Source organism: Candidatus Binatota bacterium (assembly GCA_012960245.1).
Taxonomy (GTDB): Bacteria; Desulfobacterota; Binatia; order UBA1149; family UBA1149; genus UBA1149.
The window spans coordinates 92,065-116,173 of sequence record DUBO01000023.1 but is presented as its reverse complement, the minus strand read 5'-3'; the positions used below and the strand labels follow the sequence as shown (position 1 = coordinate 116,173).

Genomic DNA, 24,109 nt, shown 5'->3' with positions numbered 1-24,109 from the left:
GTCGATGCAGTAGGCCGCAACCGTGCTCGGGGTCGTTCCATCCGGTGTCCCGGTAGCGGCCACCGGGTACTGAAAACAGGCCTTGGGCTCCTCGATGCAGGTGCCAGCACCGGGGATGTCGTCTGCGTCGCCCAGTACACCGTTGATACCGGCTTCGCAGCCCGTTTGTGTGCCGGAGTCACCCGCGGCGCAGGGCAGGAAGGTCTTGCCGTCGCAGAGGAAGGTAAGCGGTCCCGCGGCGCATTCGCCTTCTACCGCGAGGTTACGGCCACCGACCACCGTGTCGGCGGGCGAGCAAAGCGGTACGCAACGGCCCGTGGGGCAGGCGTCCACGCAGCTGCCTGAGCCGCAGGTCGAATTGTCGACGCAGGGCTGCAGGTCGGTGGCGACATCGCCCACGCAGTGGGTCGGATTGTCCGAGCAGGTGCCGCCCGGGCAGTCACCGTCGTCGTCGCAGGCTGTCAGCGGAGGTGCCGAACCACCTATGCAGACGGTCGCTTCTCCCTTGCCGCCGTTGCCCGTCGAGCAGCCCGTACCGAGTTCGGCACCGGCGTTGCAGCCATAGTTGCACGAGTTGGGTTCCGGGGGCACGCCGCCGTCACCCGGGCAGGGACAGTCGTAGTTCTCGAAGCCGGGAGCTTCGCAGGGTAGCGAGGCCGCCATGGCAACCGAACCCGTGGTGGCGGGAGAGAAATTGATCTCCAGCCCCGCGCCACTGGCGTTGTTGGCCGTGTCGGGCGGGCAGTCGTTCGAGGTTATTCCGAAGAACGTCGTCGCCGCTGACGGTCTGCAGGCCAGGCCGTTGTTGGGCCCGCCCGAGCATACCAGGCCCAGGTTGCAGGTGACGCCGGCGCCGCAGTCGGTGCTGGCCGTGGTGCAGCTCTCGCCGCCCGGGCAGTCGGTGTCAAAGCGGCAACTGGTAGCTGTGGTCAAGCTGCAGCTTCCCTCGCAGGGAAGGTACTGGCGAGCGCCACTATCGCAGAAGCCGCCGCAGGTCGGGCAGGGTTTTTGTGTGCCCTGGCCGAATCCGCCGCCGGCGATGTGTACCTGGCTGTACAGGCTTATAAAACTCTCGCTCGAGCCATCCGAAAGGTCAGACGTGCCACTGGCGTCTGCCCTGAACTCGCTGCGTACACACACTGGGGTGGAGCCGCCGCGGGATATGGGCAGGGGGTCGCCGTTGTGGATCTTGATGCAATAAGCCGTCACGTCACACTGGCCACGGCAGGTATCGCCCACGCCACAATCGCTCTGACGGTCGCAGGGGCCGGTCGGCGCACCGAGGCCGTCGTAGCACTGCGAGCCGCAGTCGCCGTCGTCCTGGCAGAAGGTGCCAGAGTTGGACGTGTAGGCGTCGCAGACCCTGCAGTCGTCGTCCTCGTTGATGTTGTTCTGGTTGACCGTGTTCTTCTGGTCGCAGTTTTCTGCGCCGTTGGGGTCGTATGAGCAGACCGGCTTCTGGTAACCCTGTATGTCGCAGAGGCTGTCAACGCTGTTGCCCGTGCAGGAGCAGGCGGTAAGCGCGTCGCAGTCACAGTTGATGCGGCGGGTCATGTAACCGGCGCCGTCCGACGTGCCGCCGTTATGGGAGCTACCGTTCCAGCCACTGTCGAGGTCGGCCGTGAATCCGTTGGTAAAGGTCCGCGAGCGCGCGATGTCTCCGCATGTACAGGAAAACACGTCACCGGGGGGCATGCATTCGCCGGGGCAGGCGCTGTCGTCGCTGCCGTCGCATTCTTCGCCGATCTGGAGGAAGTTGTGGCGGACCTGGTTAACGACGTTGTCTCCGCAGCTGGCCGCCGGCGGGTAAGCCGCCTCGACGAAACTACGCGTTGAGTAGCTGCGATTCGAGGGCAGTTCGGCTGAATCGGTGAGCTCCTTTACCGACGCTGTAATGCAGGCCTGCGCGTCGGCCACGTTGAGAGTCGCGCCAACGCCGGATCCGCAGAGGTCGAGGCTGAGTATTTGCGCGTCGGTGCATTTCTTGGCGATTCCCGACTCAAGCTTGCTCACGGCCTTGGCGGTCTTGTCCACCAGCTTGGTATCGATGCTGGTGCAGTCGGAAGGAACGCCCACCAGCTTTTCGTCGAGTATATTGGCCCGGCACTTGACGATGCCCTTGGCTATGGTGCCCATGAGCTTGGCCGCGCCCTTGCCAATAGTCCCGAGGCACTTGCCGGTGCCCTTGTCGAGACCGGCGCCGTTGTCGATGCTGCCGTACACCAGGTCTACCATGGCGTCAGACACGCCACTGGTCACGTCGCCCACGCACTGGCCCATGTCAGTGCCCGTGTCTATTGCGTGGCCGAGTGTCGCTTCGCAGAACGGACCGGGGAAGTTGAGCGAAGCCTGGTCGAAGACCTTGCCGCCGCCCTTGCAGAGCTCCTTGGTGTTTCCCAGGGGAGGGCAGGTGTTGTCGGCAACGCAGGCAAAGCCCGAAACACTGCAGGTGCTGCCGCAGCCTTTTTCACCGCTGCTGGCCGCCTTGGCGATAGCCTTGGCGATCTTGCCAGCGGTCTTGGCGTCGGGGCAGGCACCGACCGATTTACCGCTGATGTCGGCGTCGCGGCACTTTGCTACGCCCTTGAAAACCGTTTTTGACACCTTGGTCATGGCCTTGCCCAGGCTGCCGGCACACTTGAGCTCGGCTTTGGTTACCTGAGCAGCGTAAGCCGTCGACGCCAGCGCGGTAGCTACAACGGCGGTCAGCGCCACATACAACACCTTCGAAAAAATACCTTTCATTATTGATTCTCCTTTTGCGGGTGCGAGCTCGCGTAGAGCAGCCCTGCTTTGGCGGGCCCATAGCCAACCCGAGTGTACCTAAAGTAGAAGAATAGCCACGAGGTTGTCAAGGCAAAAAGCCGAGCAGCCGGGGGCTATCTCCACAAATCGTGCAATGGTTTCTATTGTACCCACCCGACAGGGGGGGAGGTGCACAAAAAACCCCCCGGCACAGTGCGCCGCCGGGGGGGTTGGTCAAGGGCTCTCTGCTTCCTCAGTCGTAGGTACGCGTAGGGATTGAGTCCAGGAGCACGCGGCCGGCACCGGGCAGGCCACTTGCGTTGTTTACCGAGACCGACGAGGCCGGCGGCACGCAGAAGGTGGTAGCCAGCAGCGGGTTGTCGGTGTCGGCAACGCCGCTGAGCACGATCGGATCGAGAAAACAGCTGCGGTCTTCGATCAACGTGCAGTTACCGCAGTCGTTGCCCGGGCACTCCGAGTTCAGCTGGGCGCAGTCAAAGTCGGTACTGCAACCAATGTAGCCGTCGCCGTTGGCCTTGAGCGCGCCGTCGCAGTTGGTCACCGAGGGGCCCGCATTGCAGATGCCCATGCCGGGGTTAGCCGGGTCGGCTGAGCACACGAGATCAACGCAGCCGTTGGGCTTGCGCGCCGCACCCTGGCCGAACGACGTGCAGGTTCCTAAGCCTTCCGCGGCGCACTCGGCGTCGTCGCGACAGGGGAATGTGCCGTCACCCGAGCACACAGCGCAGGCACACTGGTAGGCATTGAGCGGGGCGTCGCAGGTGTTGCTGTAGTTCATGGTTGCGGCGCCCGAGGTGGCCGTCAGGTTTATTATAAGCCCCTGGCCCGAGATGTTGGAAAGCGGGTCGGGCGGGCAGTCGAGGCTGACCACTCCGAAGGTCGCGTCTTCACCGTGGGCGTCGCAGCTGCTGCCGTCGCCTGGTCCACCCGAGCAGGTGCCGTCCTTCACGCCATCGTCAAAGGTCGTGTCGCCCTCGCAGGTGGGGCAGGGCTGGCTGACGGTAATACCGGTATGCACCACGCTGCGAAGCGTGATGGCTATGTTGGCCGATCCTGTCTCGTTGTTCACCGTGCCGCTGTAATCGCTGGCCAGCCTGCTGACCACGCATACCGGCACGCTGCCGGCCGAAAGCGCCAGTGGCGGGCTCAGTATTACGTCGCAGTTACCCAATCCTGGGCAGCTGCCGTCTACGCCGAAGGGTACGGTGCAGACCTGCGTTGCGTCGTCGCGGCAGCGCAGGTTGTAGGCGGCATCGCCCGTAGTCTTGGCGCCGGTGACGGTACAGTCCCCGCAGGGCGGGCTGGCGGGCGGTCCGCCAGCGTCGCAATCAACGTTGAGCCTGGTCTTGTAGCCATGCGGAAGATCAGCCGAGTGGCCCACGCCGGTGTGGCCGGTCTTGAGCGAGCTGCGGCCTATGTCGCCGTTTGGCGCTACGCCGGCGAGCAAGGTGCTGTCAACGCCGGTGGGGCAGATGGTAGCAGCAAGAGCGTAAGAAGCCGCAAAGAGTTCATCGGCCGCTGCGTTGGCGTCGGTAGCCAGGCATTCCTTCAGGTTGACGAGAGTGTCGGTAGCGCAGGAATCTACGTTCACCAGGTCGGCGGCCGGGCATTTCTTGTCGAGGCCGGCCTCTGCCTTGCCCAGCGCCTTGGCTATCTTGCCCTTGGCGTCGCTGGTCGAGCAGGTAGTCGTGTCACCGTCTCCGGTCTTGTCCTCGCCTTTCTGACAACCGGTGCGGTCTTTTACAATGGTGGCCACAAGCTTGCCGTAACCCTTGGCTACAGCAGATGCGCAGCCGGAGTCGTTTGGCGAGGAAAAAGTAAGCGGGTCGGGGCTGCCCAGGACTTGGGTGTTATAGCCTTCCGAAACGTCGCCGCCCAGGCAGGCGAGGCAGGAGGCCAGTTCGGTACTGTCTGTAAGGGGGTTGGACAGAGCGAGGTCGGTGCCGCAGGGCTCGGGGCAGGACAGGTAACTGTCTATGAAGTCTCCGCTTATAGCCTTGTCGCCGCTCTCAGGACACTTCTTGGCAACGCCGGCCGTGAGCTTGGCCGCGGCCTTGGCGACCTTGCCCTTGAGGTCGGCCGCGACGAGGTCGTTGCAGTCGGTGCTTGGGATGATCTTACCCTTGTTACGGCTCTTGTGGCAGCCGGCTATGGTCTTGTCGGCCGTGGCCGCCAGTTTACCAAATCCCTTGGCTATCGTTTGGCGGCAGCCCTGGTCGGCCTTACTCAGCGCGGCGTCGGCCTGCTGGGCTCCCGCAAGTAGAAATAAAGCCGAAATGGCGACCAGCGCCGTCGTGGTAGTAAACTTTTTCATCCTGTTCTCCTTTGTTGACCAAGCGCCCTGCAGTCAGCTGCGCACCGGCGAGGGTTCTGCCGGACGCGCACGGACCGGTTTCTGTCACCGCCCCTTCTACGCTTCTACGGCCTTAAGCGGATGCTAGTTCGACAGTGGCCTGTCTGTCAAGGGAGATACGTCGTCTTTCGACGCTATGTTGCGTAGCGTCGCGTGCGCTCCCCCCCGTCCGGGGGTGAGCGAGACCGGCAGGCGCGATAAGCGGTATCGTGGATTACCGCGAGGCCGTTTGGGCGCTACCAGCCCGGGCTGGCTCGCAGGCGCCCGACGGGCTACCCTGTGGGACCCCGGTAGACCATACCCGCGCGGCGGCGCCCGGCGCTCTCACGATGGAGTTAACTACCGCCTGGAGGAAAAAGTTAGATATGGATTGTTCTGGATCGAATCGGACTGAAGCTACTATGAGCGCAACGAGTCGTCGGCGAAGTTCGGCTGCCGCCCCACGGCAAAGCGCGGCACTGGCTGCCTGCATTGTCGCGGCTGTGTTTGTCACGGGTCCTTTGCTCGTGCTGCCCGCCCAGGCCGAGCCCGGCTGCCGCAAGGCGGTAGCGCCCGAGGCCTCGGGAGAGGGGCGCAATGCGCTCAAGGCCTCGAGGGTAAAATGTGCCGAAGGCGAGTTCCTTACCGGTGGTGGATGTTATCCCGAGGAGCGCCCCGAGGCGGACGGAAGCTGCCAGACTTCGGCGATGGGCTACATACAGACCCTGGCCGAGCATCCCGGCTCGACTCGCGGCGCGTTTTACACCTGCATGCAGACGGGCGGCAGTGAGTGCCCGGTAGAGGAGCGCACGCGGGCCATGGCGATCTGCTGCAAGTTCGACTAGATCCGACGACTGACAAGCGCAGCATAAAAAAAGGGGGCTACCGTTTCCGGCAGCCCCCTTGGTTCTTTATCTACCCGCGCTTAGAACTGCCAGGTTATCTGTACTCCCGACTCGCCACGGCCACGACTGCCGCCGGCCAGGAACCAGGGCTCGAACAGCTCGCCGCGGTCCACGTCGTTGTCGTTTTTGTGGCCAGCGTATGGGTCCCAGGGCGCGCCGGCCCAGATTAACTTGGTGGTCCAGTTTATGGCCAGGTTGGGCCTCACGAACCAGTCGACTCCAACGGCTATTTCCTGGGCGAAGCTGTTCACCGGGTCGACCAGGTAGATGATCGCCGGCACGACGGATCCGCCTTTGTAGAAGCCGAGGATGGCCAGTGTGCCTATGACTTCCCACTGCCGGATGTTGTCACGGCCCTTGCCTGCGGGTGCCGACAGCTTGGGAAGATCCAACGGGCCGACCAGCCCCACCTGCTCGCCTTGCAGCAGCAGTTCGGTGTCGCTGCCGCATCGCTCCTCCAGCGGGTTGGCCGAGTACCCCACGAAGCCCGGGTTGGGCGATCCGTCGGGCAGGTAGCGGGGCTGATCGTCGATGGCGCAGCGCCGCCGCTCGTGGTTGATAAGGTACATCCAGAACAACTGGCCGGTGAAGAAGAAGGTGGTTTTCTTGTTGAGCGGCCGTATCCAGGTGGGCCGGTCAAACGCTATCACGCCCTTCCACATGTGCTTGTTGCTTATGCCGGGAATCAGGGTGGGCCCGTTGGGCGAGCGATCGAGCAGGGCGGTCTGCTTGTCGCCGTCATAGAAGGGCAGGTTGAAGTCGATCAGGGTCTCGAACCTCCACACCGTCTGCGTGTACTTGGCCTCGAAGTAGTTCATCGACACCGCCACGCTGTGCACGTAGGGGGCGAAGTATTCCAGGCAGGCTTCGCCGGTGGCGTAGGGCGCAATCACCTGGGTGAACGGGTTGTTCGGGTCCATGGTGACGTTGGCGCAGTAAGTCTCGTTGGGAATGGTGCCGGCCGAATCAGCACCGTTCACGCCTGTGCCCACAAAGGTACGGCCGTCCTTGGGCAGTCCACGCACCAGCGCAGTGGGCGACCCGTCGGGCTTCCAGCGCTGGTACAGGTAGTTGACCGTCCACTCCATACCGTTGCGGGTGATGAAGTGAAAACGTATGCCGAACTGGCTGTTCTCCAGCGGGTTCTTGCTGTAGTTGCCTTGCTTGAACAGCTGGGTGCCGTTAAGCAAGCCGACGCAGCGGCGGGTGGGGTCACCCGGCGTGGCATCGTTGGGGCAGAGCGACGCTGACTGCAGCGCGCCGGTACCGGCGGCGTTGACCATCGGGTCGAGCAGTTTTACGCCCCAGGGCCGGGGCAGGAAGGCTATCTTGCCGGGCTCCCAGTCGCCGGGGTTCCAGTAGAACTCGAGGAAAGGCTGCGAGAGGTTGCCCAGCTGCCTGAAGTCCCACAGTCCCTTGACCATGAAGTGGGGAATGCGCAGTTCATCAAAGCCGTAGCCAGGCGGCGGGAACTCCTGGAAGAAGTGCCAGCTCAGGTCAATCGCGTTGGCGCGGTCAGCCATGCGGAAGCCGTCGGTCTCCCCCCACACGATCTGCTGTTTACCAATGCGCATCGTGAGAGGGATGTGCTTGAAGTAGAGGTCGACGTAGAGCTCGCGAAACCTCGCGTTGAACTTGAGTTCGTCGCGGACGTCTTCGCTGATGGTTTCCAGTCGTGCGAGTCTCCACGCATTGGCACCGGACGAACTGCCGTCGAGGTAGTCGCCCTGGAAATCCTTGCGCTCGAGCATGCCCGGCGTGGTGTCGTAGGTACTGTCGTAGACACCCCGGAACAGGCCGAAGATATCCGACCTTTTCAGCCAAGGTATGTTGTAGCGGCCAAAGGCCTTACCGCGTTGCAGCCACTTCCACTCAAGCCGGAGCTTGACCGAGTTGCGTTGCATGATGAAGGCCAGGTTGTCGTAATCCTGGTGCCTCATCAGGTTGGTCGAACGCAGGTGCCCGGAAATGTCCAGGTCGCCGTATTTGAAGCCGGCGTCTGCGTCGACAGGTGATAAAACTGCGATCGCCGCGACGATCGCTATGCTACGAACAAGTGCCCTCATCAGTGTCCCCCTGATTATGGCCAGCCCTTAAGTGGGCCGCGCCGGGTCCGGCCTTTATAGTCGCGACCCGGCTTCTAATGCAACGGGCGCGGGGGTTTTTCTGTCGGCTCATCGGGGTCGGCTTGCCCGGGGGGAGGGCCGGCGCTAGTAACGGAGCCCGGTCAGCGTGGGGAGAGGGATCGGGCCCGGTGGCCCGGCCGGTCTTCAAAACCGTGATGTCGGCCTTTACGGTCGATGGAGGGTTCGACTCCCTCCCTTCTCCGCCAGCAGCACTTTGCCCCTCGCTCCGGTCCACGCGATCTCGATATGAGGTGGGAGTTTTCCTAGTTCAGACAGGTACTTAGACTTGGTGAGCAGCAAGGGGACGGGCTTTTGTGCGAGCTTGTCGTGTACAGACTGCGGGTTGTCGTCACGGGCCAGGAGCCGTTTTGAGTAGAAGGCCAGTGAGTGCCCGGAGGCTTTGTAAGCCAGCAGCTCGCGATCGGCCGGGGCTGAAGCCAGCGCTTGCAGAGCGGCGGGCCGCAGGCTGCGCTGGCTGTTTATAAATTCGGGGGCAAGCCCCCACGCGGTGGTCACGAGAACGGCCGAACTGAGCACACCTGCGAGTACGGTCGCCTGCGAATCGCGGTCGCGCAGGCCTCGCCGGGCCAGCGACAGGGTCGCCAGCGGACCCAGGCCCAGGGCCAGGCAGCGGGTTATCGATACTTCTCCGCTCCAGCCCAGGTATATCGCTGCAGTGCAGGCCAGCAGGCAGGTTATCCCCGTCCAGGTCAGTTGCATGACTGCGACCCGGCGGGGCAGACCCTGGTTGGTGCGGGCGCGGTCGACCAGCCAGGCAGCCGTCAGGGCGGCCAGGGGAGGAAAAGCCGGCAGCATGTAAGTGATCAGCCTGGCGCTGGCGGGGAGAAAAAAACCGACCACCACGGCAGCCCACAGGCTCGCGAAGACGGCGGCCTTTTTTCTTCCACGTGCGAGCACTTGCCCGGCCAGCGCGTCGGGCAGGTATAAAATCCATGGCAGCAGGGCGAGTGGCAGGGCCAACAGGTAGTAGGGCGATGGCTGCTGATGGCCGACGGCTCCCGCGACCGCGTAGCGACCCAGGTTATGGGTGAACAGGAAGGTCTCTATGTACTCGGGTTCGGCCAGCCACGCGGCCAGGTACCAGGGGGTGGCTACGGCCAGTACCAGCAGGCCGCCCCTTACGGGTCGCAGGCGTCGCAGCGTGGTTGTACCACCCAACAGCGCTACGCAGGCCAGCGCCAGCCCACCACTGAGCAAGATCGCCGCCGGTCCCTTGACCAGTGTGGCGACTCCCACCGTGAAGTAGAAGGGCCAGGGGGTACGTATGCGGCTTCCGGGGTCGAGCAGCCAGCTGCCGAGGAAGGCAAAGGCGGTGGTGAGCACCGCGGTGAACAACATGTCGACCACGGTCCAGCGCGCCACGGCCATAAACAACACCATGCTTGAGAGCAACAGTGCCGCCAGGCGGCCGGTGGCGGGACCCCAGGCGCGCGATGCCCACCAGGCCGTGATCAGGACCGTCCACAGGGCTGCCAACAGCGACGGCAGCCGCGCCGCCATCGCGCTCGGGCCAAAGGTCGCCAGCGAGGCCGCGACCAGCCAGTGGAAGGCCGGGGGCTTGTGGTGATAAGGCTTTCCGTGCAGGCGAGGTGTGAGCAGGTGGCCCGTGGCCACCATCTCGCGGGCGATTTCGGCGTGGCGCCCCTCGTCGGGCTCCATTAAGTCCAGCCGTCCCGCCCACGCGGTGAGCATGAACAGTACGGCCCCGGCTACGGCCAGGTTGGTGGTGGCCGAGGGAGAGTCGAGGTTCAGTTCCAGCCCTCCTGTTCACCATAGAACAGTGGCCCACCGAGGTGCATGGCGAAGCCCAGGCCCAGTACGAAGCAGAGGTCGGCCTGCTCCTCGTCGGGAGCAACCCCGGCGCCGACCAGTTCACGCACCTTGGCGTGCAGCGCTTTCATACAGCGTTCCACGATCTCGTCTGCCACGGCTACGCGGTCGCCGCGGCCGGGGGCGAGCCCGGCAAGCCCTTCCCACTCGCCGGTGGCCGCGCCGTCGCTGTAATTGTAAAAGCCGGCGCCAACCTTGACGCCGTTGCGACCGGCGTCTCTCAGCCCCCACACCAGCGGCTGGCCTACGCCGCCTTCCTGCTCGGCTATGGTGTCCATCATGCCGGCGGTGACGTCTACCCCGGCCATGTCGCCGAGCTCGAAGGGGCCCATGGGAAACACCGACGCCTTCATCGCGGCGTCTATGTCGGCCGCGGGCGTCCCCTCGTGGTAGATTTGCTCAGCGGCCAGCATGTAGGCGGCAAGCCCGGCGTTGACCAGGAAGCCGGCGCTGCCGTCGCCAAGCACGACCGGGGTCTTGCCTATCTTTTTCACGAACGAGTGCGCGGTGGCCACCGACTCATCGCTGCTCGCGGCGGAGCGCACCAGCTCGACGAGTTGCATGCGCGGGTTCTCCGCGGGGCTGAAGAAGTGCAGGTTTACAAAACACGAAGCGTCGCCGCCGCCCTCGGTAAAAAATTCGGTGAGCATGCCGGGGCCCATCGAGCTCGAGTTCGAGGCTACCACCGCGCCCGCTTTCATGACCGCTCCCAGTTCACGGTAGAACTCGGCTTTCACCTCGCGGTTTTCCATGCGCGCCTCGACCACGAGGTCGCAGTCGGCCAGCTGCGCCACCGACGTGGCCACCGTCACCGAGGCGATTTTTTCTTCCACCTGCTTTTCGTCGAGGCGACCCTTCTTGACCAGGCGCGCGTACTTGGCGCGCAGCTTGTCCGCCACCGAGTCGGCGAACTCGGGCAGGGGTACGTGGGCCACGACCTGGTAGCCGGCCTCCAGGGCCAGCCAGGCGATGGCGTTGCCCATGAAACCGTCGGCACCGTCTACGCCCACGCGGGTGATCTTTGCCGCGGTGGCGAAGTCGCGGGGAAGTTTCTGCACCGCCTGCTGGGTGAAGAAGAACCTCATGCCGGCCTTGCCCTGTGCCGAGCTCGCCACCTCTATGAAGGCGTCGCGTTCAAGGCGGTTGGCCTCGCGCAGCGGTAGCGAAGCACCTTTTATCATCACGTCCAGCGCCACGTAAGGCGCGCGCGGGTCGCTGCGGCCGCCGGTGGCGCGCTGCACTGTGGGCAGCACGAGCTCCCTCAGCGATTCGGCGTCGGCCAGGTCGGCCGGCAGGCTGCGGTCGAGCGTGGGCAGGGTTTCGCGCAGGAACTTTTCGGCAAAACTGTCGGCGTCTTCTCCCTCGGGGACCAGGGCGTCGATCATGTTGATGGCCGCGGCGGCGGGAGCCTTGAAGTTGCCCCCCTGCAGCACCGCAGTGAAACCGGCCGCGCCCGCGACCGGGTCGTTTGCGTTGATGAGTCCGCTGCGCCGGGGCATGCGCTGCGTGCCGCCCAGCCCGGGGAAGATGTTGAGTTTGATTTCGGGGAATCCGAGCGTTGACTTCCCCGTGGCGACGATGCCGTCGCAGGCCAACGCGAGTTCGTAGATGCCCCCGAGCGCGTAGCCGTCGATGAGCGCAACCCAGGGCACTTCGCCCTCCTCTATGCGGTAGAAAGTCTCGTGGCCGGCGTCGATGAGCTCTTCGAGTTGTTCACGGCTGCTGTTTTTGAGCTCGCCGATGTCGGCTCCTGCACCCAGGCCGTAGCGGTTGCCCTTGAGTATGACCCCCGCGAGTGGCGTGTCGGCGTGCAGCTGTTCAAGTTCTTCGACCAGTTGGCCGAGCTCGGCAATGGCCGCGCGCGACAGGGTGTTCATCGACCCCGAGTCAAAGCTCACGTGGGCAGTGTCGCCTTTGAGTTCATAAGAGAAGAGTTTCATGTGTCGTATTATCTCCTGCGGCCCGTGCCGCTTCCGGTTGGCTTCGTAGCCCGGCTCACCATTGAAATCCAGCGCCCCTTTTTGGAGTCAGTTCAGCGGCAGCAGGTTAAAGGGGGGCAGGCTGGTGGCCAGGGGACCGTCAAGTAGCGGTTCGCCGGTAAACGCAGAAAAGGCCAGCAGTCCCGGGGCGGGTGGGCCGTCGCCGCCACAGTCGTGATCGGCCAGCCACAGGCTGCCATCGTCGGCCAGTTCGAGGTCGGACAGCAACGTGGCGCTTGCGAACAGCACGCGGTTCACTTTGCCAAGCGCGAGGTCGAACTCCACCAGCGATACGGCGAAGACCGCGTCTGCCACCAGTGCAAAGCCGCGGTCACGCCCCGCCATGACAAAGTCGACGAGGTCGCCTCCCAGCTCGTTACCCGTAATGAGCAACCCGTGGTCAGCCAGGCTGTCGGGGTCCAGCGCCTGGATGCCGCCGTCGTCGAGGTCGCTGAACAGCAGCCCCGGCCCACCCACCAGCAGCTCCCCGCTGCCGGGCCGCAGCAGCAGGCCCTTGGTTTCGGCAAAGGGGTTGCTGATTGCCAGGTCAGTGGAGGCAACCACCGCGCGGCTGATGGTATCAATGGCCAGCACCCGGCCCGGGCCGGAAGGGCGAAAGAGATCGTTGCGGTCAAGCAGCTGCAGCAGCACCAGCAAGCGGTCGCCACGTAGCAGCAGCTGGTCCATTTCCGGTATGCCGTCGGCGTCGGCCCAGGCCGACAAGTCGATTTCGTCAACCAGGAAGTCCGCGCAGGTGGGCCCGGCATCGGGGTCGGCGAGCAGCAACAGCGCTGAGTCGTAGCGGCTGATCCAGGCCAGGCCCCGCGAGTCGATGACCAGGTCGTGGGGGTTGGCGGGGCCGGTGCTGCACTGCCACAGGGTGGTGAGCTCGGCGGCCGGGTCGAGCTCCTGCGCGTTGTTAGCCGCGAAGCGGTTCAGGGCAAATACGCGGCCTTCCTGCTCGCGCAACACGCTGTCGCCGGATAGAACGCCGGGCAAATGGCGCACGAGGCTGCGCGTGGCGAGGTCGATTTCGCCCACCCCGCCCGAGATAAAATCGCAGCCGGCGGTGGCCACCAGCGCGCGCTTCTGCAGGGCGCCCGCGCAGTCCAGCGTAGGGAGCAGGCCCACTGCGGCTTGCAGCGTCGCCAGCGCGTCGGACGCCTCTATGTTTCCGCTCCTGTTTATATCGGCACGCTGGAGGCGCTCGCAGTCCGACGAAGTGGGACATGGCTGCTCCAGTCCCACCGCCGCCTGCAAGGTCCACAGGGCATCGCCGGCCTGCGTGTAACCGTCGCCGTCTGCGTCACCGCACAGGGCCAAGCTGTTGGTGGCCAGCGCAGGCAACAGCGCCATCAACAACGCGGCGGTCATTATCCTGGTTGAGTGTTCAGTCGTCATTGTCGAGGGCGGTGGACAGGCCAAGGAACAGGGCTCGCCCGGGAACCGGAAAACCGAACACGTCGGGCGTCTGTTCGTCGGACAGGTTGTCCAGTTGCAGTGTAAATTTCCAGTCGGCGCTCGCGAGCCAGGCCAACTCGAGTCCGTGTCGAGCCGAGGAGCCAGACGAAAAGACGTTGGCCTTGTCGTAGTAAACAGTGTCGCGGTACTGGTAGTTCCAGGCTATCGATGCCGGCCCGCGTTGCCACGTTACGCGCCCAAAGAGCTCGCGGTCGGGGATGCCCGGCAGGCGGCGGCCCGACTCCGAGGGCTGGCCCGACAGGTTGCGCGCATCCTGGCTGGTGAGATTGGCTTCGAGCAGCAGGCTGCCGCCTGCTTGGCCCGTGAAAGGGATGCGGCCCAGCCTGGCTGTCGCCGAGAATTCGTGGCCGCGTACGCGGGCCGAGCCGATGTTGATGGCCCTTGTCTGGCGCGTGCCGGTCTGGATGAAGACGATGCGGTCGTCCGAGTCGTTGTTGAACCAGGCGTACTCCAGCCGCGCCGAGCTTTGGCCACCCGGCCGGGCTCGATGCCAGGCCCGCTGCCAGCTGAAGCCGAGGTCGCGGTTCAGGCCGCTTTCAGGTTCGAGGTCGGGGCTGGCCAGCGAGAAGCCGGTGTTACCGAACAGCTCGGAGAAGTCGGGCGCGCGAAAGTAGCTGTTGATGTTGCCCTTCAGCAGCAGCGTCGGTGTCGCGCTCCATGACAGGCCCAGGCCCGGGTCGAACGAGTGCTCGCGTTTTGACGTTCCGCCAGCAGAAGAGGCAAAGTCGTTCCACAGCGATTCGAAGCGCAGCTGCGGCGCGACGAGCAGGCCGGCGTTTTCGATCAGCAGTTCATCGCCTATCGCGAGCGCCAGCGAACTGCGCTGGGCAGCAGAGCGCAGGGTTCCGGAACTTACCGCGCGGCGTTCGCTGAAATCCTCGAAGGCTCCTTCGAAGGACAGCTCGGCAAGGTGCGCTCCGAAAGCGAGGCGGTGGTTGCCGCGAAGGCCCACGCGCCAGCTGCGGTCATCGCCCTTCGAGTAGCCGAGTCCCAGCCCGGGTTCGCCGGGCGCGCGGGGGTCCGCGAGGGTGTTGTCCTCCAGCAGCAGGTCCAGCGCCAGGCTACCGTTGTCCTGGTCCAGTGTAACTCCGGCAGTGCCGCGCGAGCTTCGCCGCCAGGCCTTCAAAGACTCGAACGGTGGCAGTCCGGGCAGCCCATGTTCGGAGTGGTAGGCGCTGGCCGAGACCTCCAGCCCGCGCCGCTGGCTGAGCTCCTGCCGCCAGCGCGTGCGCAACGACAGGGCACGGCTTTCGTTGTTGCGCCGGCGCTCGACGCTATCGTCGAGCGGATTGAGTGGCGTGCCGTTGTCGCTGGGGAACTCGAAGTCGCCGCGCGTGGAACGAAAAGAAAGCGACGCGTCGAGTTGTCCGTCGGCCAGCGGGCGATCAGCGTCCAGGGCCACGCGCCAGGTGTCAAGGGAGCCGACCGACAACGAGGTGGCGAGGCCGGGCTTGCCGCGCCGGGTGACCAGGTTGACCACGCTCGCCGCACCGGCAGCGGCCATGCCCACAGGAACAGAGCCGCGGTAGACCTCGATTCGTTCGATGCCCTCCAGCGGCAGGCTTGAAAGATCGACCACCGCGTCGGCCGCGCGCGTCATCGGCACGCCGTCGAGCAGCACGCGCACCTGGGCAGCCGTTGAGCCGCGTACCGACAGGGTGGCAAAATCCTCTCGGCCGCCGAAGCGACGCACCTGCACGCCGACCGCCTGCTCGAGCAACTCGGCCACGCTGTGGTAGCCCGACCAAGCGCTGGACGCAGCGATGCTCGTGGAAAAGCCCGTGCCGCTTCCAGCCACCGTTCCATCGGCTGCACCACCCGCCTGCTCGGCCGCGTACACCACCACGGCAGGCAGCCTGCTGGCGCGCGCGGGCCTGGCCAGCGGCTCTTCCTGCTCGAGCACTTCCGCTTGGGCGGCAGCGTCTGCCGGCGCGAGCGCCAGCGTCACGGCCAGCGCTGCCAACAGCAACAGGCGTGGCGGCAACATCGCCGGGATGCCTGCTCCGGGGTGCTTTTGTCGGCCGTCACGGCCATGACTGGTAGCCGTTCTCGTGGCTGCCGTCGAAAAAAAACGCGTGTCGATACTGGGGTCTACCGGTTCCATAGGCACTACTGCGCTTGCACTGATAGCGCGCTTTCCTGACCGTTTCGATGTGACGGCCCTGGCCGCCGGGCGACGTGTGGCCGAAGTCAAGGCCCAGGTGGAGCAGTTTCGCCCGTCGCTGGTGTCGGTGGCCGACGCCGACGACGCCCGCGAGTTGGCCGAGCAGCTCAAGGGCACGTCCACACGCGTCACGCACGGGGCTGCTGGCCTGGTGGAGGTGGCTACCGCGCCGGGCACCGACGTGCTGCTGTCGGCACTGGTGGGGGCGGTGGGGCTGGAGCCCACACTCGCGGCCGTGGACAAGGGCTACACCGTTGCCCTGGCCAACAAGGAAGTAATGGTCGTTGCCGGCGAGCTGCTCTGTCGCAGGGCCGCGGCTTCGGGTGCCCGGGTGCTGCCGGTGGACAGCGAGCACAACGCGATTTTTCTCGCCCTGCAGGGGCACAGGCGGCAGGACGTGAGGCGACTGGTGCTCACCGCGTCGGGGGGCCCGTTTCGTGGCCTGCCGCGCGAGAAGTTGGTCCGGGTCACGCGCGAGCAGGCCCTGGCCCACCCCAACTGGGACATGGGCGACAAGATCAGCATCGACTCGGCCACGATGATGAACAAGGGCCTCGAAATAATTGAGGCGCGCTGGCTGTTCGACGTCGAGCCGTCGACCATAGAGGTAGTGGTTCATCCGCAGAGTATCGTCCATTCCATGGTCGAGTACGTGGACGGTTCGGTGGTGGCGTTGATGGCCATTCCTGACATGAGCATACCGGTGGCCTGCGCGCTTTCATGGCCCGACCTTCTCGATCTTGACTACCTGCCGCGCCTTGACCTCGCCCGCGCGGGCACGCTCAGCTTCGAAGCGCCCGACACGAAGGCGTTTCCCTGTCTCGATCTCGCGTGGCGGGCGCTGGCGCTGGGGGGCAGCATGCCCGCTGTCGTCAACGCTGCCAACGAGGTGGCGGTGGCGCGTTTTCTCGCCGACGACATCGCGTTTCTGGACATTGCGGCGCTCATCGGCGACGTCATGGCTGGGCACCAGCCGGTTTCCTGTGACGAGATAGGACCCCTGCTCGAGGCCGACGGCGAGGCCCGCGAACGCGCCGGGGGCTGGTCGGCAGACTGACAATATGGCAGGCGAAACTCCACAGATCATTCCCATGTCGGGTGGCCGGGGTCGCGGCCGTGCCTTGCGCATCGTGGCCCTTTCGGTGCTGGTCTACACCATCGAGTGGGGCATGGTACCGCCCCTCGAGCTCGCCGGTGACCCCCAGCGCATGGCCATGCCCTGGGCCATGCTGGCCTTGTCGGGTCCGCTGTCGCTGGGCGTGTGGACCTGGGAAACCACTGGCCAGTCGGGCACCCGCCTGACCGTCATGTGGGCGGCGCTGCTGGGCACGGTGGCTTACGCGCTCACCGGCATCGTTGGCCTGTACGTGTTTTCCTGAGCCGTATGGCTGCCCGGAAGCCCAGTCGCTTACTCGCCGAGCTCGTCTACCGGCAGGCCTAGCGCTCGTGATACGTAGGCCCGGTAGAGTTTCTGCAACTCGCGGGTGAGCTCGCCGACTTTGCCGTTGCCTACGCGCTGCCGTCCCGCGCGGGTGACGGGTACCACCTCGATGGACGACGAGGTTATGAAAATCTCGTCGGCCGCAGCGAGGTCTTTGACCGTGAGCGGGCGTTCGACAACGGGGGCTATCCTGCGGCCGAGCCGTAGCGCCAGCGCGCGGGTTATTCCCGGCAGCACCCCGTCGGCTACCGGGGTGGTGATCAGTTGTCCGGCCATCACCGCGAACACGTTGCTTGTCGTGCCCTCGAGTACGGTGCCGTCTTTGAGCCGGTACAGAGACTCAAAGCAGTTGCGCTTGCGAGCCTCGGTTCTGCCGAGCACGGCAGTGAGGTAGTTCGAAGGTGCCTTGAGGTTTCGCACGGTCGGGTTGACGCCGTCGCCGAAGTCCACCAGGTGAACGGCGACGCCGTTCTCGCGGGCCTCGGCCAGGCCCGACTCCATGGGCCTGAACAGCATCAGCCGGGTTGGTTTTTGGCGTGGCCCCGGTACCAGGGTCACCGGCCCGGTGCCGCCGGTGATGGTCAGCCTCACGGCGCAGGAGCTGCTGGCCATACCGTTCTTGCGACCCAGGGTCAGCGTGCGCCCTTCCCAGTTCTCGTCGGGATCGAAGGGGATCTGCAGCATGCGGGCAGAGCGCTTCATGCGCTGGACGTGTTCTTTTACGGCGAAGGGTCGGCCCCGGTAGGTGCGCCAGGTTTCGAACAGCCCCTCGCCGAAGAGGAAGCCTCGGTCGAGCGCCGGGATGGTGGCCTCGGCAAGTGGCAGGTAGCGACCATTGAGAAAACAGAACGGCCCTTTGTTCGTCGGCCTTTTACTCACGTCCGTGCTCCGGCTCGCGAAGGTCCTGCGGCGGCCGACTCTGAGCGCAGTGCCAGCGCTTCAAGAAAGGCGCGGGCCTTGCTGTGTGTTTCTTCGTATTCGTTTTCCATGGTCGAATCGGCAACCACGCCACCGCCGCTGCGATAGCGCAGTTGGCCACCGGAGCCTACGGCCGTGCGTATGGCTACGTTGAGGTCCACCGAACGCGGGCCGTTGAAGCTGCCGCAGCTACCGGTGTACACGCCCCGTTCTTCCTGTTCCACCTCGGCTATTATTTCTACAGCGCGGATTCGTGGCGCGCCGGTTATCGAGCCGCCGGGAAAAACCGCCCCCAGTATTTCTTCCAGCCCCGTTCCCGGGCGTAGTCGACCGCGCACCTGGGATTCGAGGTGGTGCACGGTCGCAAAGCTGCGCAGGGCGGCAAAGTCGGTGACTTCTACACTGCCCGTGGCACACACGCGGCCGAGGTCGTTGCGCTCGAGATCAACAATCATCAGGTGCTCGGCCATCTCCTTGGGGTCGGCGAGCAACTCGGCCGCAGCCACTTCGTCGAGGGCGGGTTGAGCGGCTCGCGCGCGGGTTCCCTTGATAGGAAAGGTAGATATTCTCTCGCCGTCTATCGCCAGCAGGCATTCGGGAGAGTTGCCCAGCACCTGCAGCCCGCCGCAGTCCATGAAGAACCCGCGCGGCACGGGTTGGTGACGACGCATGCTCTCGTACAGTTGCCAGGGCTCGGCGTCGTAGTTGACCGCGATGCAACGTGACAGGTTGGCTTGGTAGATCTCGCCGTCGCGTATGGCACGGGCTATGCGCGCAAATCCGCTGGCGTAGAGTTTTCGGTCGTTGTCCTCGTCGCGTGCTTCGCAGTCGAGCACGGGCAGGGGAGGTGGGCAGGCATTGGTCGGCCGCCGGCTGAAATCCAGTGCAAAACTTCTACCGCTCGCGCGGTCCCAGCCCTGCACCCGGTCGTAGGTGCACAACACGGCAAGCGGCTGCTTCGACGGTCGCGCAGCCCTGGGCATGCGTTTCTCGATGAAAGCACCCAGCTCGTAAGCTATGAAACCAACCGTTCGTGGCAGTGGCCCCACACCCATAGGCACCGGGGCGAGGGCCTCGGCCTGTCCGGCCTCAACGAAGCGCGCGATAGATTCAACCGGCCCGAGGTCAGGACTGGACCAGACGCCCTCGCTCCACAGCCGTGATTGGCCCGACGGCTCTATGAGCAACAGCGAGGCTGGCCGCGAACCGGCCCAGGAAGCCAGCCCTCCGCAGCCCGGCCCCGCGCGGTCGAGCATGAAGGGCCAGGGCTTGCCCCCGTTGCCTGTCAGCAGCGACGTGGGGGCCTGCGCCGCCTGTCCTGCAGGGGTTCGAGTCACACTCTACCTGTTAGGTGTGGACCCCGGTGTGGTCAAGCGGGCTTGCTGCGCCGTCAGCCCGGGAATAAGTTCCTCGTGTGGATGCACCGCTCGAACTTTTGCACTCGGTGGCCCGGTGTACGGTTGCCGTCGACGTGAATGTGCCCGCGGGTCATCCCACGGTGGCGGTGCTGGGGCTCAAGCGCTCGGGCAGCGGCACTGTCGTTGACGAGGCCGGCCTCGTGCTGGTTCCCAACTACGTGGTAGTTGGTGCCGACAGCGTACAAGTGACCGACCTCGAGGGCTCCAGTGTAGAAGGGCGGGTTATTGCCCACGACTACGGCAGCGGGCTGGCGGTGGTCGACATCGACCAGGTTGTTCCTGCAATAGCGCCCGGCAATTCGAATACCGTTGAGCCCGGCGGCGACGTTTTTATAGTGGCCGCCACCGAGGGCATGGAAAGGCGCACGGCCAGTGGTGTGGTTACCTCGGTGGAGCCTTTTGATGCCTACTGGGAGTATCGCCTCGAAAGAGCGCTCAGCCTGTCGGTGGCCAGTCCGGGGCAGGGCGGTGGCGCGCTGGCCAACAGCAGGGGCGAGTTGCTGGGCATTGTCTCGCTAAACCTGGGCATAGTCGGCCGACAGTCGTTGGCGATTCCGGCCGAGCATTTTTACGACCACGGCGAGGAGTTGCTGGCCAGCGGGCGGAGGGTCTCGCGCCCGGCGCGGGCCTGGATAGGAATGTTCTGCTACTCGCTACCCGGGCAGACGGTGTTGGCTGGCATAATGCCCGAGAGTCCGGGTGAGCGCGCGGGCATGCACACCGGCGACGTGATGCTGGCGCTCAACGACGCCGAGCTCGAGGACCGCGCGGATCTCTACCACCTGTTGTGGATGCACAAGCCGGGCGACACCGTCCGCCTGCGCGTGCAGCGAGAGGGCGAAATACTCGACCTGCCGGTGGTTACCGGTGACGCCGAGGACTACTTCTCGTCGGACGAAATATCGGCCTGAGCTCCCGGCCAGGTCGGGGCACGGTCAGACGGTCCCCTGAGGACGAAAAACAGCAGGCCTATGCCTGTAACGGCCAGCGATGCCACGTACATGGCGGCGTAGCCGTGGTTTTCGACTATGGTTCCGAAGAGGAACGAGCAGGCCGAGATCCCCAGGCTGTACGACCCGCTGAACAGTGACTGGGTGCGGCCTATGTTCTCGGGGTGGCTCCAGTCCACGACCAGGGCGTTCATGGTCGGGTAGAGCAGGCCCTGGGCCAGGCCGAACACGACGCCGGCAGCCAGCACCATGGGGAGGTCGTGGGCAAAGGCGAGCATGGCCACGGCCAGGCTCATTGTCGCCATGGCCGGCACCAGCACTGCGCGGCGGCCGAAGCGGTCAGACGCGCGTCCGAGAAATATCCGCGTGGCCACGGCCGATATACTCCAGCAGGTAAAGAAGACGCCGACGCGGCCGAGGTCGAGCCTGGTGATCATGGCCGGTACAAAGGTCTGCACGCTGCCAAATCCGAAGCCGTAGCAGAGCATGGCCAGGCAGGCGGCGATCACCGCCCGGCGCGCCATACCCCTGTCGGCCGGCGTGTCGTCGGGGTGGGCGTGCAGCTCGGGGGGGCGTGGCAGCAGGCAGCTGACCAGGAAGGCGGCCACGCCCACCACGGCACCGCAGACAAACATGTGGTCAAAGCTGAAGCGCCGGACGATTTCCTCGCCCAGGGCGGGGCTTATGGCGTGGGTCAGGATGGTGGAGATGCCGAACCAGCCCAGTGCTTCGGCCCGCCGCGAGGCCGGAGCGAAGAGTACCGCGAGGGTCTGCGCGCCGGTAAACGAGCAGGTGAAGGCCACGCCCTGCAACGCGCGCAGGGCGTAGATCTGCCAGCCTATGCCATCAACGCCTATGAAGGCCAGCGAGGTCAGGGCTCCCATTGCCGTGCCGAGGATGAGAAAACGCCGCCTGCCCATCCGGTCGAGCAGGTAGCCCACCGCTGGCAGCACGATCAAGCCCGCCAGGCCCGCTACGCCTATGATCCTGCCCGCCGCTTCTTCGCCGCCGCCTTGCTTGAGAACCCACACCGGCAGCAGGAAGAAGAAGGCGAAATTCAAGAACGAGAGAAAGTTGGCCAGCGAGACTGTAAAAAAGGCTAACGGAATGCGAGCAGGCATCCCCTCCTTCTAGCCGCAGCGCGGCACACTGGCAACGGATTGCGAGAGAACTTGTAATGCCCCCCCTGGTTGGGAATGATGGAGGGCGGTCCCATGTATAAGGACTGGTTTTCCCTACGCGACCTGCCGTTCCGGCTCAGCCCGGATCCGGACTTTATTTACTTCGGTGAACAACACGCCGAGGCGTTCGCACACATGCGCTATGGCGTCGACGAGGGCAGCGGCTTCGTTGCCGTTACCGGCGAGGTCGGTTCGGGCAAGACCACGCTGGTGAGGGCGCTGATGCGCGACCTGCGCGACTCGGGCAACCTGGCCTGGGCCTACATCTTCAACCCCGTGCTGAGCCCGGTCGAGTTGTTGCAGACGATCAACGCTGAGCTCGGCCTGCCGTCGCGCAGCAGGAGCAAGAAGGAACTCACCGAGCTCCTCAACGAGTTTCTCATCAACCAGAAAGCCGACGGCGGCAACACGGTCATAATAGTAGACGAGGCCCAGAACCTGGACCCGGTGGTCCTCGAACAACTTCGCCTGCTTTCCAATCTCGAGACCGAGACCGAAAAGCTTATTCACATAGTGCTGGTCGGCCAGCCTGAGTTACGTGGCCTGCTCGCGCGGCCCGATCTCCGACAGCTGGCGCAGAGGATCACGGTGCGTTGGCACCTGGAGCCTCTCGACCGCGAGCAGCTGGGCGAGTATATGGCCAAACGCCTGCACGTTGCCGGTGGCGATAAAGCCACCGGGCTTTTTGACGAACAGGCGATGGACGTGCTCTATGATTTTTCGGGGGGTATACCCAGGCTGATCAATATACTCGCCCATCGCTCGTTGCTTGTGGCGTGGACGCGTGGCCGTCGCAGCGTGGGCCAGGACGAAACCGTGGCTGCGAGGGCCGAACTGCACGAGGTACGGACTCCGCTGCGAGCAGTCCCTCCTATGGGCTGGGGGGCGCGGCTGTCGGTTGCCGCCGGCGTGGCTACGGCCGCCGCCGGCGTGGCTTTTCTGCTCGTATGGTCGGTGGATGACTACCCGGGCCCCGCCGGTCCGCCGGCAGCACCGGTGGCCAGGAACTCGCCCTCGCTCGATAGCCTCCCTGACATGCCCGGCACTACCGTGGTGAGCGAAGCGCGTGCCGCGTCGATTGCGACGCCAGTGGGGCATGCAGTCCCGGTGGTGGCCTCGCTGGGCGGTACTTCTTCGGGCGGTGGTTTATCCCAGCGTGGCGATACCAGGTCGGCCGATGTTTTTCTGCGACGCCTGGGCAAACAGCCGGTGTTCGACGGCGCTGTCACGGCGATGTCGGAGTTGTTCAAGGCCTGGGGGCGTCGCCCGGTCACACCCGACGAGTCACGCGTGCCCTCGTTGGACCTCGACTCGCAGGCCGAGGACAGGGGGCTGCGTTATCTTTCCGGCGACATGACTGTCGCCTTGCTCAGGGTCGTGGACCTTCCGCTTATTGTCGAGCTCGACCCCGGCAACGGCGGAAAGGTGCGCTACGTACTCCTGCGCGGCATGGACGAGGAGCGCGTGTTGTTCGACCTGGGCGGTTCATTTCTGGTGGGTCGCGCGGCGTTTGAAGAGGCGTGGAATGGTCGCGGCCACCTGCTCTGGAAAGACAGGGAGAGCCTGGTGCGCAGCATTGGTCCGGGCAGCGGCGGGCCGGAGGTCATGAGGCTGCAGGCGCTGCTGGCCAGGAGTGGGCACTTTGACGGAGCCGTCAACGGCATATACGACGACGCGCTGAAGGAGTCGGTGCGTGCCTTCCAGTCGGCTTCGGGACTGAGTCCCAACGGCGTGGTTGACCCGCTCACCCAGGTAGTGCTCTACAACGCTGATACCAGTCGTAAGCGCCCGGGGCTGAGCGACGCAATGCGGGCGGCCCTTTCGGCCGGGGGGCTGTCTTGAGCTCTATACTCGACGCCATGCGGGACGGTGGTCCAGGGGGATCACCCGGGGCGCCGTCTTCGGCTGCCGCTTCGGGCGGAAAGTTGCCCGGTAAAGAGACGAACGGCGGGCAGGATGGCAGAAAGCGTAACCTGCTGCTGGGAGTAGTGGTGGTACTGGCGGTGGTGCTGTTCGTCCGATCATGGACGGGCAGCGAGCCCGCCCCGGTCGTGTCCGCTCCGGTGCTGACTGCCGGTGGAGAGGAGGCTGTTGCGCCGCCAAAAGCTGTTGCTCCCAAAGTCGCCGTCGCCAAGCCCGCGCCGCCCAGGCCCGCGCCGCCCAGTCCCGCAGCGCCCAAGCCAGCAGCGCCCAGCCCCGCGCCGCCGAAAGCTGCTGCTCCGAAAGTCGCTGTCGCCAAGCCAGCAGCGCCCAGCCCCGCGCCGCCGAAAGCTGCTGCTCCCGAAGTCGCCGCCGCCAAGCCGGCAGCGCCCAAGCCTGCGCCGCCCAGCCCGACACCGGTTGTTCCGGCGCCACGAGAAGAGGAGATACTCGACGGCCGCCCCATGGATGCTCCTTTCCTGGGAGTCATATTCATACAGTGGGCGCGTGGTCCCGAGGATCGCCTGGCCTCGCTCAGGCTCACCGGGGGGGGCATGGCCATGGTGCGCGAGAACGACATCGTCAACGGTCTCAGGGTCGTGCGCATCGAACGCGAGGGGCTGGTGCTGGCCTGGAAGGGTCAGCAGTATCGCGAAGTAGTAGAGCGCTTCTGATT

General features: G+C 65.1%; 16 protein-coding genes. 6 read left to right on the top strand and 10 right to left on the bottom strand.

Annotation, left to right across the window (positions count from 1 at the left end; translation table 11 throughout):
• The coding region (locus EYQ35_03865) for a hypothetical protein (protein ID HIF63278.1) at nucleotides 1-2,745 on the bottom strand (2,745 nt) is incomplete at its 3' end.
• Between the two features lie 253 nt (nucleotides 2,746-2,998).
• The gene (locus tag EYQ35_03860) at nucleotides 2,999-5,080 is read right to left on the bottom strand and encodes a hypothetical protein (GenBank protein HIF63277.1); all 2,082 of its coding nucleotides are present in this window, start codon (nucleotides 5,078-5,080) and stop codon (nucleotides 2,999-3,001) included.
• Nucleotides 5,081-5,520: 440 nt separating this feature from the next.
• On the opposite strand from EYQ35_03860, the gene EYQ35_03855 reads away from it, so the two are divergent.
• Nucleotides 5,521-5,943, top strand: coding sequence for a hypothetical protein (locus EYQ35_03855; GenBank protein ID HIF63276.1), 423 nt, complete (start codon nucleotides 5,521-5,523; stop codon nucleotides 5,941-5,943).
• 80 nt (nucleotides 5,944-6,023) lie between these two features.
• Here EYQ35_03855 and EYQ35_03850 read toward each other — a convergent pair whose 3' ends face one another.
• From EYQ35_03850 to EYQ35_03830, 5 genes are all read right to left on the bottom strand, one after another.
• Complete coding sequence (locus EYQ35_03850) at nucleotides 6,024-8,069, bottom strand: hypothetical protein (protein ID HIF63275.1); 2,046 nt, start codon at nucleotides 8,067-8,069, stop codon at nucleotides 6,024-6,026.
• Between the two features lie 225 nt (nucleotides 8,070-8,294).
• Nucleotides 8,295-9,842, bottom strand: a complete 1,548-nt coding sequence (locus tag EYQ35_03845) for a hypothetical protein (protein ID HIF63274.1) — start codon at nucleotides 9,840-9,842, stop codon at nucleotides 8,295-8,297.
• A gap of 56 nt (nucleotides 9,843-9,898) precedes the next feature.
• Complete coding sequence (locus tag EYQ35_03840; protein ID HIF63273.1) at nucleotides 9,899-11,920, bottom strand: hypothetical protein; 2,022 nt, start codon at nucleotides 11,918-11,920, stop codon at nucleotides 9,899-9,901.
• An 87-nt stretch (nucleotides 11,921-12,007) separates the two neighbouring features.
• Entirely contained in the window at nucleotides 12,008-13,360 is a 1,353-nt protein-coding gene (locus EYQ35_03835) for a hypothetical protein (GenBank protein HIF63272.1), read from the bottom strand.
• Nucleotides 13,350-15,545, bottom strand: a complete 2,196-nt coding sequence (locus EYQ35_03830; GenBank protein ID HIF63271.1) for a TonB-dependent receptor — start codon at nucleotides 15,543-15,545, stop codon at nucleotides 13,350-13,352. The genes EYQ35_03835 and EYQ35_03830 overlap by 11 nt, the downstream gene beginning before the upstream one ends.
• Between EYQ35_03830 and EYQ35_03825 the strand changes: the two genes are divergently transcribed.
• Complete coding sequence (locus tag EYQ35_03825) at nucleotides 15,493-16,662, top strand: 1-deoxy-D-xylulose-5-phosphate reductoisomerase (GenBank protein HIF63270.1); 1,170 nt, start codon at nucleotides 15,493-15,495, stop codon at nucleotides 16,660-16,662. The genes EYQ35_03830 and EYQ35_03825 overlap by 53 nt on opposite strands.
• 4 nt (nucleotides 16,663-16,666) lie before the next feature.
• Nucleotides 16,667-16,984 (top strand): hypothetical protein, encoded by a 318-nt coding sequence (locus tag EYQ35_03820; protein HIF63269.1) that lies wholly within the window; start codon nucleotides 16,667-16,669, stop codon nucleotides 16,982-16,984.
• A 29-nt stretch (nucleotides 16,985-17,013) separates the two neighbouring features.
• On the opposite strand, the gene EYQ35_03815 is transcribed toward EYQ35_03820, so the two are convergent.
• Nucleotides 17,014-17,925: a hypothetical protein gene (locus EYQ35_03815; protein ID HIF63268.1), complete on the bottom strand. Its 912-nt coding sequence runs from the start codon at nucleotides 17,923-17,925 to the stop codon at nucleotides 17,014-17,016.
• Complete coding sequence (locus EYQ35_03810; protein ID HIF63267.1) at nucleotides 17,922-19,301, bottom strand: anthranilate synthase component I family protein; 1,380 nt, start codon at nucleotides 19,299-19,301, stop codon at nucleotides 17,922-17,924. The genes EYQ35_03815 and EYQ35_03810 overlap by 4 nt, the downstream gene beginning before the upstream one ends.
• A gap of 77 nt (nucleotides 19,302-19,378) precedes the next feature.
• Between EYQ35_03810 and EYQ35_03805 the strand changes: the two genes are divergently transcribed.
• Complete coding sequence (locus tag EYQ35_03805; GenBank protein ID HIF63266.1) at nucleotides 19,379-20,293, top strand: PDZ domain-containing protein; 915 nt, start codon at nucleotides 19,379-19,381, stop codon at nucleotides 20,291-20,293.
• Here EYQ35_03805 and EYQ35_03800 read toward each other — a convergent pair.
• Nucleotides 20,263-21,453, bottom strand: coding sequence for an MFS transporter (locus EYQ35_03800; GenBank protein ID HIF63265.1), 1,191 nt, complete (start codon nucleotides 21,451-21,453; stop codon nucleotides 20,263-20,265). The two genes, EYQ35_03805 and EYQ35_03800, sit on opposite strands and share 31 nt — an antisense overlap.
• A gap of 75 nt (nucleotides 21,454-21,528) precedes the next feature.
• Here EYQ35_03800 and EYQ35_03795 point away from each other — a divergent pair, with 75 nt between their 5' ends.
• Together EYQ35_03795 and EYQ35_03790 are read left to right on the top strand one after the other, a co-directional pair.
• Nucleotides 21,529-23,355 carry a hypothetical protein gene (locus EYQ35_03795; GenBank protein ID HIF63264.1) on the top strand — a complete coding sequence of 609 codons (1,827 nt, stop codon included), beginning with the start codon at nucleotides 21,529-21,531 and terminating at the stop codon, nucleotides 23,353-23,355.
• On the top strand, nucleotides 23,352-24,107 hold the full coding sequence (locus tag EYQ35_03790) for a hypothetical protein (protein ID HIF63263.1): 756 nt from the start codon (nucleotides 23,352-23,354) through the stop codon (nucleotides 24,105-24,107). The genes EYQ35_03795 and EYQ35_03790 overlap by 4 nt, the downstream gene beginning before the upstream one ends.
• The last annotated feature ends 2 nt before the right edge of the window (nucleotides 24,108-24,109 follow it).